The sequence below is a fragment of the Halomonas sp. G15 genome, assembly GCF_021282295.1.
Classification (GTDB): Bacteria; Pseudomonadota; Gammaproteobacteria; order Pseudomonadales; family Halomonadaceae; genus Halomonas; species Halomonas alimentaria.
In genome coordinates this window covers 1-14,456 of sequence record NZ_JAJSPA010000009.1, presented here as the reverse complement: position 1 = coordinate 14,456, position 14,456 = coordinate 1, and the positions used below count along the sequence as shown (strand labels likewise).

At 66.5% G+C, this 14,456-nt stretch carries 14 protein-coding genes; 4 read left to right on the top strand and 10 right to left on the bottom strand.

The annotated features are described in order from the left end of the window. Positions 1–85 precede the first annotated feature (85 nt). On the top strand, positions 86–715 hold the full coding sequence (locus tag LWH48_RS06240) for a C40 family peptidase (protein ID WP_232911890.1): 630 nt from the start codon (positions 86–88) through the stop codon (positions 713–715). 32 nt (positions 716–747) lie between these two features. Then, a complete protein-coding gene (locus LWH48_RS06235) occupies positions 748–1,941 on the top strand; it encodes an MFS transporter (protein WP_232911889.1) in 1,194 nt (397 codons plus the stop codon). A gap of 78 nt (positions 1,942–2,019) precedes the next feature. Here LWH48_RS06235 and LWH48_RS06230 read toward each other — a convergent pair whose 3' ends face one another. After that, positions 2,020–2,502, bottom strand: coding sequence for an FKBP-type peptidyl-prolyl cis-trans isomerase (locus LWH48_RS06230; protein WP_161432474.1), 483 nt, complete (start codon positions 2,500–2,502; stop codon positions 2,020–2,022). A 222-nt stretch (positions 2,503–2,724) separates the two neighbouring features. Between LWH48_RS06230 and LWH48_RS06225 the strand changes: the two genes are divergently transcribed. Then, positions 2,725–3,006, top strand: coding sequence for a hypothetical protein (locus LWH48_RS06225; protein ID WP_232911888.1), 282 nt, complete (start codon positions 2,725–2,727; stop codon positions 3,004–3,006). 155 nt (positions 3,007–3,161) lie between these two features. Here the strand turns inward: LWH48_RS06225 and LWH48_RS06220 are convergent, their stop codons facing one another. The 9 genes from LWH48_RS06220 to LWH48_RS06180 form a co-directional block, all read right to left on the bottom strand. Beyond that, entirely contained in the window at positions 3,162–3,629 is a 468-nt protein-coding gene (locus tag LWH48_RS06220; RefSeq protein WP_232911971.1) for a glycine zipper 2TM domain-containing protein, read from the bottom strand. 266 nt (positions 3,630–3,895) lie between these two features. Next, complete coding sequence (locus LWH48_RS06215) at positions 3,896–5,488, bottom strand: isocitrate lyase (RefSeq protein WP_232911887.1); 1,593 nt, start codon at positions 5,486–5,488, stop codon at positions 3,896–3,898. A gap of 337 nt (positions 5,489–5,825) precedes the next feature. After that, the gene (locus LWH48_RS06210) at positions 5,826–6,263 is read right to left on the bottom strand and encodes a GNAT family N-acetyltransferase (RefSeq protein ID WP_232911886.1); all 438 of its coding nucleotides are present in this window, start codon (positions 6,261–6,263) and stop codon (positions 5,826–5,828) included. Positions 6,264–6,305: 42 nt separating this feature from the next. Beyond that, positions 6,306–7,481 (bottom strand): cupin domain-containing protein, encoded by a 1,176-nt coding sequence (locus LWH48_RS06205; RefSeq protein WP_232911885.1) that lies wholly within the window; start codon positions 7,479–7,481, stop codon positions 6,306–6,308. Beyond that, positions 7,478–8,866: an adenylosuccinate lyase gene (gene purB / locus LWH48_RS06200; RefSeq protein ID WP_232911884.1), complete on the bottom strand. Its 1,389-nt coding sequence runs from the start codon at positions 8,864–8,866 to the stop codon at positions 7,478–7,480. Before purB ends, LWH48_RS06205 begins: the two co-directional genes overlap by 4 nt. A 49-nt stretch (positions 8,867–8,915) precedes the next feature. After that, a complete protein-coding gene (gene hflD / locus LWH48_RS06195; protein ID WP_232911883.1) occupies positions 8,916–9,557 on the bottom strand; it encodes a high frequency lysogenization protein HflD in 642 nt (213 codons plus the stop codon). Then, positions 9,554–10,666, bottom strand: a complete 1,113-nt coding sequence (gene mnmA, locus LWH48_RS06190; RefSeq protein WP_232911882.1) for a tRNA 2-thiouridine(34) synthase MnmA — start codon at positions 10,664–10,666, stop codon at positions 9,554–9,556. The genes hflD and mnmA overlap by 4 nt, the downstream gene beginning before the upstream one ends. A gap of 72 nt (positions 10,667–10,738) precedes the next feature. After that, a complete protein-coding gene (locus LWH48_RS06185; RefSeq protein WP_232911881.1) occupies positions 10,739–11,188 on the bottom strand; it encodes an NUDIX domain-containing protein in 450 nt (149 codons plus the stop codon). Continuing rightward, positions 11,185–11,826, bottom strand: a complete 642-nt coding sequence (locus LWH48_RS06180; protein ID WP_232911880.1) for a pseudouridine synthase — start codon at positions 11,824–11,826, stop codon at positions 11,185–11,187. The genes LWH48_RS06185 and LWH48_RS06180 overlap by 4 nt, the downstream gene beginning before the upstream one ends. A gap of 276 nt (positions 11,827–12,102) precedes the next feature. Between LWH48_RS06180 and LWH48_RS06175 the strand changes: the two genes are divergently transcribed. Further along, a complete protein-coding gene (locus LWH48_RS06175) occupies positions 12,103–14,340 on the top strand; it encodes an NADP-dependent isocitrate dehydrogenase (protein WP_232911879.1) in 2,238 nt (745 codons plus the stop codon). The last annotated feature ends 116 nt before the right edge of the window (positions 14,341–14,456 follow it).

Genomic DNA, 14,456 nt, shown 5'->3' with positions numbered 1-14,456 from the left:
TGGCCGGCGTCACTGCCACAGCGTTGCTCCCCGCCCCGGATCCACGATGCCGGCGGGCGTGGCTCAGGGAAGAGGTCGCTGCAGGATGGTCGTCAACCCCTTGTGCCGTACCCTGCTGGTTGTCGTGTCATTGGCCGTGCTGGCCGGCTGTGCCTCGACGTCGCGGGATCGCGCTTCCCTCGACGCCGAGGAGCCCTATTTTTCCCGTGACTTGCCGGGCCTTCCCGGGGGCTGGGACCCCATGATGTCGCCGGTGGACAACCCCATCCTCGAGGCGCGTCGTCTCGGCAATCCGCCGCCGGCGCTGGTGCGTCAGGCCCTGCTGGCCCAGCACGAGCGCTGGGTGGGCACTCCCTACCGCCTGGGCGGTACCTCCCGGGGAGGAGTCGACTGTTCGGCTCTGGTGCAGAATGTCTTCGAGGAGACCTTCCAGCTCTCCCTGCCGCGCACCACCGGTGAGCAGGTGAGCCAGGGGCGTCCCGTTGCACGCGATGAGCTGGCCCCGGGCGATCTGGTGTTCTTCCGGCCGCCCGGCACCTACCGCCACGTCGGCATCTATGTCGGCGAGGGGCGCTTCCTGCACGCCTCCTCCTCGCGAGGGGTGATGATCTCCAAGCTCGACAACAGCTACTGGCGCCGCCACTACTGGCAGGCTCGGCGTGCCCTGGAGCCGACCAACCTGGCTCAGCGCCTGCAGGCCGACGTCGACGCCTGAGGGGGCAGGGCGCCCGCCATTCAAGGTCTGTCATGATTCGCATACGCAGCGCCGCCTGGTGGCGAGCCACCCTGGCATTGAGCCTGGGCTCGCTGCTGGTCTTCATCAATCTCTATGCGCCGCAGCCGCTGCTGCCTGACCTGCGCGAGGCCTACGGTGTCTCGACGCTGGTGGTGGGGCTGGTGATGTCGCTGGCCACGCTGGCGCTGGCGGCCTCGTTGCTGGTCTTCGGGCCACTGTCGGATGCCATCGGCCGCGCCGGCATCATGCGTCTCAGCCTGCTGGCGGCGGGACTGCTCTCCCTGGCCCTGGCCCTGGCGCCCAACTTCGAGACCCTGCTGGCGCTGCGCACCCTGCAGGGCTTCGTGCTGGGTGGCCTGCCGGCGGTGGCCATCGCCTGGATGGGCGACGAGTTCGAGCCCGATGCCATGCTGGCCGCCGTGGGCCTCTATATCGGTGCCAACACCCTGGGTGGGATCAGCGGGCGCGTGGTGGGCGGTGGCATGGGTGAGCTGGGCGGCAGCGCGTCCGGCTTCCTGGCGGTGGGGCTGATCACCCTGGCAGGGGTGGCACTGTTCTGGAAGCTGCTGCCGCCGTCGCGGGGCTTCACGCCGCGCCGCTTCGAGCTGGCCGGCGCCGTCGCGGATCTCGCTGCCCACCTGCGCAACCCGACCCTGCTCTCGGCGTACCTGCTCGGCGGGCTCAACTTCCTGATCTTCATCAACCAGTACAGCTACATTACCTTCCGTCTGGCGGCTCCGCCCTTCGACCTCGGTGGCACCCTGCTGGGGCTGATCTTCCTCACCTACCTGGGCGGCACCCTGGGCTCGTCGCTCTCCGGGCGACTGGTGCGCCATCTCTCCCAGCCGGCCTGCATGATGATGGGCATCGCCATCTTCATGGCGGGCACCCTGGTCACGCTCTCCGACAGCCTGTCGCTGATCCTGGTGGGGCTGACCATCAACGCTTTCGGCTTCTTCGTGGCCCACTCCATGGCCTCGAGCTGGGTGGGGCGGCATGCGCGCCAGGCGCGGGGCAGCGCCTCGGCACTCTATCTGGTGTTCTACTACACCGGCGCCAGCCTCGGGGTGTTCTGGCTGGAGCCGTTCTGGCACCTGGGCGGCTGGAGGGGAGTGGCACTGGGTTCCTGGCTGGTGCTGGGTGTGACGCTGTCCATCGCCATCTGGCTGTGGCGGCGGCGTCCTGAGGGCGCCGCCGCCAGCTGACTCGTCACCGGCATGCCTACGTAAAAGGGGCAGCCAATCGGCTGCCCCTTCACGATGCGGTGTCGCTCACTGAGTGACTCAGTGCTCGTGGCCACCCTCGCCGTGCACATGACCGTGCTCGACCTCTTCCTCGCTGGCTTCGCGCACCGAGGCGATCTCGACGTCGAAGTTCAGGGTCTGGCCTGCCAGCGGGTGGTTGCCATCGACGGTGACGGTGTCGCCACCGACCTGGGTCACGGTGACCATCAGCGGGCCGCCCTGGGTCTGGGCCTGGAACTGCATTCCGGGCTCGATGCTCTCGACGCCCTGGAAGGCATCCCGCGGCACTTCCTGAACCAGTTGCTCCTGCTTCTCGCCGTAGCCCTCGGCGGGCGTCACGGTGGCATTGAGCTTGTCGCCGGCAGCGCGGCCCTCAAGCTCCTTCTCGAGGCCCGGAATGATGTTGCCGGCGCCGTGGAGGTAGGTCAGCGGCTCGCGGCCTTCCGAGCTGTCCAGCACTTCACCTGCGTCATTGGTCAGGGTGTAGTGGAACGCGACAACGGAATTTTGCGCAATCTGCATTATTGAAGAACCTTTCGGTGAGTGCATGTCGTGGGCATGGTAACGCGACGGGCACATCCTGTCAGGGGCGATGGGGCATTTTCAGGATCTTCGCCACCATCCTGAGTCGTGTTCACCCGCATCAGCGCCGACCTTCGGATGGTTGCGTCGCCCCGGTGCCGGGGCTAACCTAGCGTCCACTCGAATCTTCCAACGACACTCACTCGAATCCTGGAGACCCCCATGGCCCAAGTCGTGATCTGGTTGATCGCCTTCGCAGCGATCCTTTTCCTCTCGCTCAAGCGCTGGCCGTCGCTGAGTGCATCGCTGGATTGCCTCCTGCCCCAGGCGATGAAGACCGGTGGCAACAACAGCGTGGTCTGGAGCCTGGCCCTGGCCGTGGTCGGTGCCACCACCCTGGTGCGTCCGGTGGACGTTCTGATGACCGCCATCGTGGTCGGCATCCTGGTGCTGGTCGCCGTCAAGCTGGGTGGCTGGGCGATGAGCAAGGTGGATTTCCACTGAGCCGTTGGCCAGGCCACTGGCCAGGCCATTCGGTGCTCCCCCGCCAAGAGAAACGAAAAGGCCCGCGGATCTCTCCGCGGGCCTTTCTCTGTTTATGCCGGCATTTCAAACCGGCATTGCCAGTTCATCACCAGGCAGCGATGAGCGCCGGTGCCTCAGTAGGGGGCGACGGTGATATTGCTGCCACTGCCGATCAGGCGCACGCGCTGACCGACCTGGAAGGCCTGGTCGGCCTTCTGCACGACCACGATATCGATGCCGTCGTCACGACGGATCTCCATCTCCCAGGCACTGACCCGGTTGGCGGACTCCTCGATCTTGCTGCCCGCCACGCTGCCGGCGATGACGCCAGCTGCGGTGGCCAGGGTACGCCCGGAGCCACCGCCCACCTGGTTGCCCAGCAGGCCACCGATCACCGCACCACCGCCGGTACCGACAATGCCGCCGGCACGGCTGTCGGCCTGGACCTGCACCTGGCGCAGGGCCTGGATGGTGCCGAAGCGCACGGTCTGTTCGGCACCGACCTGGTTGCTGCTGTAGACGTTGCCGCCCATGGAAGCGGTGTTGGCACAGCCGGCCAGCGTCAGGGCGCCGATGGCGAGTGCGGGGAGAAGACGTTTCATGGGAATCATGCTTGACCTCCTGGGGCGTTCACCGAGCGCGATGGCTTCGATGACTTCCTGTCGAGTGAGCGAACACTGTTTTGTTAAGCCGAGTTTACCCGGGGCCACCATGCTTGGCCAGCACCGGGCGGGCGATTGCTGTTCATTCTAGCCCGATAAGGTGACAAGAAAAGTGGATATTCACCGGCGGTAATAGAATTTGCGCACACAAAAAAGGGGAGGCGTGAGCCTCCCCAAGGTTCCAGTCGTCTAGTGCGTCACCATGCTCAGAACTGGTTCATGGTGTTGTCCTTGCCACCGGCCTTGAGGGCCGCATCGCCGTGGAAGAACTCCTTGTGGTCGTCGCCGATGTTGGAGCCGGCCATGTCCTGGTGACGGACGGTGGCGATGCCTTCGCGGATCTCGCGGCGCTGCACGCCCTCCACGTAGGCCAGCATGCCCTCGTCGCCGAAGTAGCCCTTGGCCAGGGTGTCGGTGGAGAGTGCCGCGGTGTGGTAGGTGGGCAGGGTGATCAGGTGGTGGAAGATGCCCGCATCGCGGGAGGCGTCGCGCTGGAAGTTGCGGGTCCACTCGTCGGCCAGCTTGGCCAGTTCGGTGGCGTCGTACTCCGGGCTCATCAGCTTGGCGCGATCGTAGGCAGAGACGTCCTTGCCCTCTTCCTGCCAGGCGTCGAACACCTGCTGGCGGAAGTTCAGCGTCCAGTTGAAGGAGGGGCTGTTGTTGTAGACCAGCTTGGCATCGGGCACCGCCTGACGGATGCGGTTCACCATGCCGGCGATCTGACCGACGTGGGGCTTCTCGGTCTCGATCCAGATCAGGTCGGCACCGTTCTGCAGGCTGGTGATGCAGTCCAGCACCACGCGGTCCTCGCCGGTACCCGGCTTGAACTGGTAGAGGCCGGAGGCCAGGCGCTTGACCTTGACCAGCTTGCCGTTCTGCTTGATGACCACGTCACCGTTGTTGATGTCTTCGGCCTTCTCGATGACGTCGCCGTCGAGGAAGCTGTTGTACTGGTCGCCCAGGTCGCCCGGCTCGTTGGTCACGGCGATCTTCTGGGTCAGGCCGGCGCCCAGGGAGTCGGTGCGAGCAACGATGACGCCGTCGTCGATACCGAGTTCCAGGAAGGCGTAGCGCACGGCGTTGATCTTGGCCAGGAAGTCCTCGTGGGGCACGGTGACCTTGCCGTCCTGGTGGCCGCACTGCTTCTCGTCGGAGACCTGGTTCTCGATCTGGATGCAGCAGGCACCCGCCTCGATCATCTGCTTGGCCAGCAGATAGGTGGCCTCGGCGTTGCCGAAACCGGCGTCGATGTCGGCGATGATCGGCACGATGTGGGTCTCGTGGTTGTCGATCGCCTTCTCGAGCTCGGTCACCCTGGCGCTGTCGCCGGCCTGACGGGCCTCTTCCAGGTCGCGGAACAGGTGGTTGAGCTCCCAGGCGTCGGCCTGGCGCAGGAAGGTGTAGAGCTCCTCGATCAGGCCGGAGACGGCGGTCTTCTCGTGCATGGACTGGTCGGGCAGCGGGCCGAACTCGGAACGCAGGGCGGCGACCATCCAGCCGGAGAGGTAGAGGTAGCGGCTCTTGGTGGTGCCGAAGTGCTTCTTGATGGAGATCATCTTCTGCTGGCCGATGAAGCCGTGCCAGCAGCCCAGTGACTGGGTGTACTTGGCGCTGTCGGCGTCGTAGGCCGCCATGTCCTCGCGCATGATCTTCGCGGTGTACTTGGCGATGTCCAGGCCAGTCTTGAAACGGTTCTGGGCACGCATGCGGGCGGCGTTCTCGGGGCTGATGTCTGCCCACTTGCCCTGCATGGCTTCACGAAGCTGGGACAGTGCCTTGATATCTTCCTGGTATGACATGGGGCCATCCTCTCTCAGGGAAATCGCTCGGGTGTTGGTCGCTTGCCGGTGCCTCTCGATGCTGCACCTGCGAAGTGAGATCAGGGTCATCGATCGAAGGCGGTCTGTCTCTGCTGCCTTGGTCGAACACTGGCGGATTTGAAACATCTGTATGAGACAGGCCTGAAAAAAACCTTAAACAGGTGTTTGCTCACTCGCCTTGATCAGCACTATGGCGCATGGCGGCGGGACACAACAATCGCCCCTTAGGGTAAGGCAGGGTTGTAGCTCGACTACAGGAAGCCGCCCTGCGGGGACTTCCTGTAGTGATTTTTCGTTTGAAGGTGGGAGGGCTGGCTCAGCGGTCGCCCAGCAGGAGGCGCATATTGCGGTGCGGTATGCCGGCGTCGAGGAACTCCGGGCCATGGGCCGCAAAGCCCAGCCGGGAGTAGAATTCGAGGGCATGGGTCTGGGAGGCGAGTTCCACGACGGCGTGGCCGTGGCGGCGGGCGGCCTCGATGGCGGCGTGCATCAGCGCCGCCCCGATGCCATGGCCGCGCGCCTCGGCGAGCACCGCGACCCGTCCGACATGGGCATCTGGCAGCAGGCGGGCGGTGCCCACCGGCCGGCCATTCAGGAGGGCAAGGAAGTGGTGGCACTCGCCATCACGGCCGTCCCACTCCTCCTCCCGGGAGACCCCCTGCTCCTCGGTGAAGACCACCCGACGGATCTCGGTGGCCTCGGGACCGAGCGCCTCCCAGCGTCCCTCACGAATCTCAAGCTTGGCTTCTTGCATGTCATTCCTTTCCGTACTCGGGGCTGATGCGGTGGCAGGCCGCTACTCTTCGAACTCTTCCGCCCAGACCAGGCTGCCGGCATCGAGCAGCGCTGCGAGCAGTGCATCGGCCCCCTCGTGGACCAGCAGCTCGGCATCCAGCACCGCCTCGGAGGCGATCAGCCGGGCCAGTGGCAGCGCGCACTCGGCGCCATCGCCGTCGGCGAACAGGGTGGCGCGACCCTCGTCCAGGGCATGCCAGGCGAAGCGGGAGCCCGGGGTGCGCACCAGCTCCTCGCCCGTCTGTAGTGCGGCGACAAGCTCTGCTGGGGCGGTGGGCGTCTCGTTGGCCACCAGCTGGTCGGCGTACTTGGGCTGGGTCATCACCCGGCCGAACCACTGGGCGAGTCGGGCGGGGTCGTCCAGGGTGTCGAGGATCAGACGGCGCATGCGCTCGACGGCGGCGTCATCGAGCTCGCCGGGGTCGACGGGCGGGGCCATGCCGGCGTCGGCGTAGCGCAACGAGTCGGGTAGCTTGTCGCCCAGGAAGTCGGCGAAGGAGACGATCGCCTCGTCGGCCGAGGGGGCCCGGAAGCCCACCGAGAGGGTCAGGCAGTCGTCGGACTGGCTGACACCGTGGTGGGCCCAGCCCGGTGGCAGGTAGAGCATGTCGCCGGGCTCCAGCACCCAGTCGTCGCCGGCCTCGACCTCGAAGCGCTCGAGGATGCGCAGGTCGATGCCGGGGATGATCGCGGCATCGTCGGGTACTCGGCCGCCCAGCTGCCAGCGGCGGCTCCCCATGCCCTGGAGCAGGAAGACGTCATACTGGTCGACGTGGGGACCGACGCTGCCCCCCGGCGGGGCGTAGCTGATCATGATGTCGTCGAGGCGCCAGCGGGGCAGGAAGGCGAAGCGCTCGAGCAGTTCGGCCACCTCGGGCACGTAGTGGTCCACCGCCTGGACCAGCAGGGTCCAGTCGCGGTCGGGCAGGGATGCGAAGGTCGCCTCATCGAAGGGGCCGTGGCTGACCTGCCAGGGACCCCGGGCGCCGTGCTCCTCGACCAGGCGCGCCTCGACGCCCTCTTCGCAGGCGAGACCGGCGAGCTCGTCGGGGGAGAGCGGGCACTGGAAGTCGGCGAAGGCGCCGCGGATCAGCACCGGTTTCTGCTGCCAGTAGTCGCGCAGGAACTCGGCGGCAGAGAGGCCGCCCAGCATGGCCAGCGGTGTGGTGGGGCTCATAGGCTCCTCGCCTGCTCGGCGGCGTTGCCGATATAGGTGGCCGGGGTCAGCGCCTTGAGTTCTGCCTTGACGGTTTCCGGCAGTTCCAGGGTATCGATGAAGGCGGCGAAGCCGGCCTGATCGATGCGCTTGCCGCGGGTCAGCTCCTTGAGCTTCTCGTAGGGCTTCTCGATGCCGTAGCGACGCATCACGGTCTGGATCGGCTCGGCGAGCACCTCCCAGCTGGCGTCGAGGTCCTCGGCGATGCGCGCCGGGTTGGCCTCGAGCTTGCCGATGCCCTTGAGCGCGGCCTCGTAGGCGATCAGGCCATAGGCCAGGCCCACGCCCAGGTTCCTGAGCACCGTGGAGTCGGTAAGGTCGCGCTGCCAGCGTGAGATCGGCAGCTTCTGGGCCAGATGGCCGAGGATCGCGTTGGCAAGGCCCAGGTTGCCCTCGGAGTTCTCGAAGTCGATGGGGTTGACCTTGTGGGGCATGGTGGAGGAGCCAATCTCGCCCTCCACGGTCTTCTGCTTGAAGTAGCCCAGCGAGATGTAGCCCCAGACGTCGCGGTCGAAGTCGATGAGAATGGTGTTGAAGCGGCACACCGCATCGAACAGCTCGGCGATATAGTCGTGGGGTTCGATCTGGGTGGTGTAGGGGTTGAAGGTCAGGCCCAGCCCCTCGACGAAGGTGCGCGCATTGGCCTGCCAGTCCACCTCGGGGTAGGTGGTCAGGTGGGCGTTGTAGTTGCCCACGGCGCCGTTGATCTTGCCCAGTATCTCCACGCCCTCGATCAGCTTGAGCTGGCGGCGCAGGCGATAGGCGACGTTGGCCATCTCCTTGCCCAGGGTGGTGGGGCTCGCCGTCTGGCCGTGGGTGCGCGAGAGCATCGGCAGCTCGGCGTGCTCATGGGCCAGGCGGGCGACCTGGTCGGCCACCTCGTGCATCGCTGGCAGCAGCGCCTTGAGGCCGTCGCTCAGCATCACGCCGTGGGAGAGGTTGTTGATATCCTCGCTGGTGCAGGCGAAGTGCACGAACTCGCTGATAGCGTGGAGCTCCGGCACCTCGGCGATACGCTCCTTGAGGAAGTACTCCACCGCCTTGACGTCGTGGTTGGTGGTGCGCTCGATGGTCTTGATGCGCTCGGCGTCCTCCACCGAGAAGTCGCGGATCAGCGCCTGGAGGAAGGCGGTAGCCTCGGCGGAGAGCGGTGGCACCTCGGTGATGCCGGGCAGTTCGGCCAGGCGCTCGAGCCAGCGGACCTCGACGATGACCCGGGCACGGATCAGGCCGAACTCGCTGAAGTGCTCGCGCAGGCGTTCGGCCTTGGCGCCGTAGCGGCCGTCGACGGGAGAGAGGGCGGTCAGGGCGGACAGGGGGAGCGAAGAGTGCGGCTGGGCTTGCATGGGCGTGTTCCGGTTCGTGAAGGCGTTGTGCAGCGTAGGGGAGAGTGGCTCAGGCGAGCCGATCCAGGGATTTCTTCAGAGCGCCGCGCTGGGCGATCAGCTTCCAGCGCCGGCCGCCCTGCTGGTGCCAGAGCAGGGCGAAGCGGATGCCGGCCAGCAGGCAGGCACGCACCCGCTCCGGCATCATGCGGCTCTGCAGCAGCGAGGGGTCGCCCTGGACCACGATACGGGTCTTGAAGGTGGAGAGCGTCTCCTGGTAGGCCTCACCGAGGCTGGCGACGACGTTCTCGTGGGTCGCGCCGAAGTGCTCGGCCTGGCCCTGGATGCGGGTCAGCTTCTCGCCCAGGGCGTCCATCATCGCGGTGTTGCGGCGCAGCTTGTTCATCAGCAGCAGCAGGGTGAAGCCGTAGCGCAGCACCACCGGGTTGGCCTGCTTGCGACCGATCACCCCCTCGAGCACCTCGAGGCCCCGGCGCAGGTTGTTGGGGTGGCCGCCGTAGATCGCCTCGAAGCTCTCGGGGCTGGTGTCCAGGGTGGCGCGGATCAGGGTGTCCCAGGCACGCTGGTCGACCTGGCCGGTGCGGGCCAGCTCGTCGACCAGGCTAGCGGCCTGGAACACGCCGGCCAGGGCCAGGGCCTGGCGGGTGGTGGGGTCGTCGGGGACGCGGTGGATCGGCGTGGTGGCGGTCATGCGGCCACCTCCGCGGCGTTCCAGGTCTCGCGGATGACCCCGCCGCCCAGGCAGATCTCGCCGTCGTAGAGGACCAGCGACTGACCGGGGGTGACGGCACGCTGGGACTCGTCGAAGACCACCTCGACGCCGCCGTCCGGCCGGGCGCGGAAGGTGCAGGGCACGTCGGCCTGGCGGTAGCGGGTCTTGGCGGTAAGCCGCCCCTCGCTCATCGGCGCCTCGCCGGCGACCCACTCCATGGCCTCGGTGGCCAGCGAGTCGGTATAGAGCAGCGGGTGGTGCTTGCCCTGCACGGCGACGAGCACGTTGCGCTCGAGGTCCTTGGCGGCCACGTACCAGGGCGCCTCAGGATGGTCGGGCAGCCCGCCGATGCCGAGTCCCTGGCGCTGGCCCAGGGTGTAGTACATCAGGCCCATATGCTCGCCGATCACCTCGCCCTCGGGGGTCTCGATCACCCCGGGCTGGGCCGGCAGGTACTGCTGGAGGAAGTCGCGGAAGCGCCGCTCGCCGATGAAGCAGATGCCGGTGGAGTCCTTCTTGCGTGCGGTGACCAGGTCGTGGCGCTCGGCGATGGCGCGTACCTCGGGCTTCTCGAGCTCGCCTACCGGAAAGAGGGTGCGGGCGATGGCTGCCTCGGGCACGGCATGCAGGAAGTAGCTCTGGTCCTTGTTGGGATCGAGCCCTTTGAGCAGCCGCGGACGGCCGCCGCGGACCCCCTGGCGCACATAGTGGCCGGTGGCAATCTTCTCCGCGCCGAGCATCTCGGCGTACTCCAGGAACACCTTGAACTTGATCTCGCGGTTGCAGAGGATGTCCGGGTTCGGCGTGCGCCCGGCCTGGTACTCGGCGAGGAAGTGCTCGAAGACGTTGTCCCAGTACTCGGCGGCGAAGTTGGCGGTGTGCAGCCGGATGCCGAGCTTCTCGCACACGGCCTCGGCGTCCGCCAGGTCCTCCTTGGCGGTGCAGTACTCGGTGCCGTCGTCCTCGTCCCAGTTCTTCATGAACAGGCCCTCGACGTCATAGCCCTGCTCGAGAAGGAGCAGGGCGGAGACGGAGGAGTCGACGCCGCCGGACATGCCGACGATCACCTTGCCTGGGGTGGCGGTCATGGGCGCCCTCGAAATCGGTGTGACATAAATGGGGCGAGATTATACATGATCCGGGCGCTGGTCGCCGAGCGCTCAACGTTCGTGAATCACGTCCATGGGGTAGAAGCGTCCGGCCAGGGCGTCGCGGATACGGCGCAGCACCAGGGGGCTTCTCAGGCGCCCCTCGCGCTCCAGTGCCTCGATCTGCTCCAGGGTCAGCCAGTGCACTGCATGGATCGCCGGGTCCAGATCATTGCCCATATGCGCCAGCGCCATGCCGAGGAAGGCGTGGCTATGGAAGGTCTTGCCGTCGGGGGCCTGGTAGACGTACATGCCGAGATAGTCGCTGATGCCGACCCGCCAGGCGGTCTCCTCCTCCACCTCGCGCAGGGCGGCATCCCGGATGCGCTCGCCTGGCTCCAGGTGGCCGGCGGGCTGGTTGAACAGCGTCTGCGGGCCTCCGCGCTCCTCTTCCACCATCAGGAAGGCGCCGGCGCGCTCCACCACGCAGGCCACGGTCACATAGGGGTGCCAGCGGCTCATCGTCTGCCTCCTCGCTTGTTGGTGGGTCTCTTGCCGGGCGCCCCGCGGCGGGGCCCTTGAGTGCGGCGGGTGGCGGAGGGGGCATGCAGCGTCTCGCGGCGCCACTCCCCGGGGGCCAGCCCGTCGAGCCGCCAGGGGCCGATGGCCACCCGCACCAGGCGTAGGGTCGGGTGGCCCACGTGGGCGGTCATGCGCCTTACCTGTCGATTGCGCCCCTCGCTGATGGTCAACTCCAGCCAGGTGGTCACGGGGTGGCGCTTCGGATCCAGCGGCGGGTCGCGCTCCGGCAGCCCGCTCTGCGCAAGGCGGCGCACCTTGGCCGGGAGTGTCATGCCGTCGCCGAGCTCGACGCCCGCCCGCAGCGCCTGCAGGGCGTCTTCCCCTGGGGTGCCTTCTACCTGAACGCGATAGGTCTTGGGCTGCTTGTGGCGGGGGTGGCTGATGCGATGGATCAGTTCGCCGTCGTCGCTGAGCAGCAGGAGTCCTTCCGAATCGTGGTCGAGGCGGCCGGCCGGGTAGATGCCGGGCACGTCGATCACATCGGCCAGGGTGGCGCGCGGCCCCTTGTCGCCGTCCTCGCGGTCGGTGAACTGGGACAGCATGCGGTAGGGCTTGTGCAGCAGATAGAGGTTGCTCATGGGGCAAGCTTACCGGCAAGCCGGGTGGGATGGCAGGGGCGCGTCAGCCTTATTGCGCATACGCCGGGGCGGGGTGGCTGGTATAATGCGCCCGCTTGCCGGCAGTGCATCGTCATTACAAGGCCTGCCGAGACTCCGCCAGCGGCGCGGTGCCGAGCGCATCCCCGCCGGATCACAACCTGGGGAGAGCACGCCGGGGTCCCCGTTCCAGTCATCGTGAGCGCGCTAGCGAACCCGTTTCTTGCTACCGCAGCGACCAGAGAGATCAACGCCAACATGTCAAAAACGCCGAAGATTATCTACACGTTCACCGACGAAGCGCCTGCGCTGGCGACCCATTCGCTGCTGCCGGTCATCGACGCCTTCACCGACGCCGCCGGCGTCGAGGTCGAGACTCGGGACATCTCCCTGGCGGCGCGTATTCTCTCCCAGTTTCCCGATTACCTGACCGACGAGCAGCGCGTCGAGGATCACCTGGCCGAGCTGGGTGCCCTGGCCAAGACGCCGGAAGCCAACATCATCAAGCTGCCCAACATCAGTGCGTCCATGCCGCAGCTGCGCGCCGCCATCAAGGAGCTGCAGGGCCAGGGCTACGCTCTGCCGGACTACCCGGATGAGCCGAGCAATGAGCAGGAGAAGGACGTCAAGGCGCGCTACAGCAAGGTCATGGGTAGCGCCGTGAACCCGGTGCTGCGCGAGGGTAACTCCGACCGCCGCGCACCCCGGGCCGTCAAGGAGTATGCCCGCAAGTATCCCCACCACATGGGGGAGTGGAGCCAGGCCTCTCGCAGCCACGTCTCCCACATGCATGAGGGCGACTTCTACGATGGCGAGAAGTCGATGACCCTGGATCGGCCGCGCAACGTGAAGATGGAATTGATTACCGCCAGCGGCGAGACCCGGGTGCTCAAGCCCCGTGTCGAGCTGCAGGAAGGCGAAGTCATCGACAGCATGTTCATGAGCAAGAAAGCGCTGCTGGCCTTCTACGAGCGGGAGATCGAGGACGCGCGCAAGACCGGCGTGATGTTCTCGCTGCACGTCAAGGCAACGATGATGAAGGTCTCGCACCCCATCGTGTTCGGCCACTGCGTCAGGATCTTCTACAAGGAGGCCTTCGAGAAGCATGGCGCGCTGTTCGATGAGCTGGGCGTCGACGTCAACAACGGTATCGCCAACCTCTACGAGAAGCTTGATACCCTGCCCGAGGCTCAGCGTGACGAGATCGTCCGCGACCTGCACGCCTGCCACGATGAGCGCCCGGAGCTGGCCATGGTGGACTCGGCACGGGGCATCACCAACTTCCACTCGCCCAGCGACGTGATCGTCGACGCCTCGATGCCGGCCATGATCCGAGCCGGCGGCAAGATGTACGGCGCCGATGGCCGCATGAAGGACGTCAAGGCAGTGATGCCGGAGTCCACCTTCGCCCGCATCTACCAGGAGATGATCAACTTCTGCAAGTGGCATGGCGCCTTCGATCCCGCCACCATGGGCACCGTGCCCAACGTCGGTCTGATGGCCCAGAAGGCCGAGGAGTACGGCTCCCACGACAAGACCTTCGAGGTGCCGGAGGCGGGCGTGGCCAATATCACCGATCTGGAAACCGGCGAGGTGCTGCTCACCCAGAATGTCGAGGAGGGCGATATCTGGCGGATGTGCCAGGTCAAGGACGCGCCGATCCGCGACTGGGTCAAGCTTGCCGTGAACCGTTGCCGCGACTCCGGCATGCCGGCGGTGTTCTGGCTCGACCCCTATCGCCCCCATGAGAATGAGCTGATCAAGAAGGTCCGCACCTACCTCAAGGACCACGACACCGAGGGCCTGGATATCCAGATCATGTCCCAGGTTCGTGCCATGCGTTACACCCTGGAGCGTGTGATCCGTGGCCTCGACACCATCTCGGTGACCGGCAACATCCTGCGTGATTACCTCACCGACCTGTTCCCGATCCTCGAGCTCGGTACCAGTGCCAAGATGCTCTCCATCGTGCCCCTGATGGAGGGTGGCGGCCTGTTCGAGACCGGTGCCGGCGGCTCGGCGCCCAAGCACGTGCAGCAGCTGCTCGAGGAGAACCACCTGCGCTGGGACAGCCTCGGCGAGTTCCTGGCCATGACCGCCTCCCTGGAGCATCTCGCCAAGACCTTCGGCAACACGCGCGCTACCCTGCTGGCGGATGCGCTGGACAAGGCCACCGGCCGCTTCCTCGAGGAGAACAAGTCGCCGTCGCGCAAGGTCGGCGAGATCGACAACCGCGGCAGCCACTTCTACCTGGCACTGTACTGGGCAGAGGCGTTGGCCGCCCAGGACGAGGATGCCGACCTCAAGGCGCTGTTCGGGCGTCTGGCCGAAACCCTGGAGGCCAACGAGGCGACCATCCTCGAGGAGCTGAATGGTGTTCAGGGACAGCCGGTGGATATCAAGGGTTACTACCATGCCGACGCCGAACTGGCCCGTGCGGTCATGCGTCCCAGCAAGACCCTGAATGACGCCCTGGCGCTGGTCGCCAAGGGCTGAAGTATCGCGCTACAGAGCGTTGTACCCTCCCCAGGGAGGTTCCTTCGGCCCCCGTCCACCACTAGGTGGGCGGGGGCCGTTAGCGTTATGTCGAAGGGGGTGCCATGGGCCGGGTG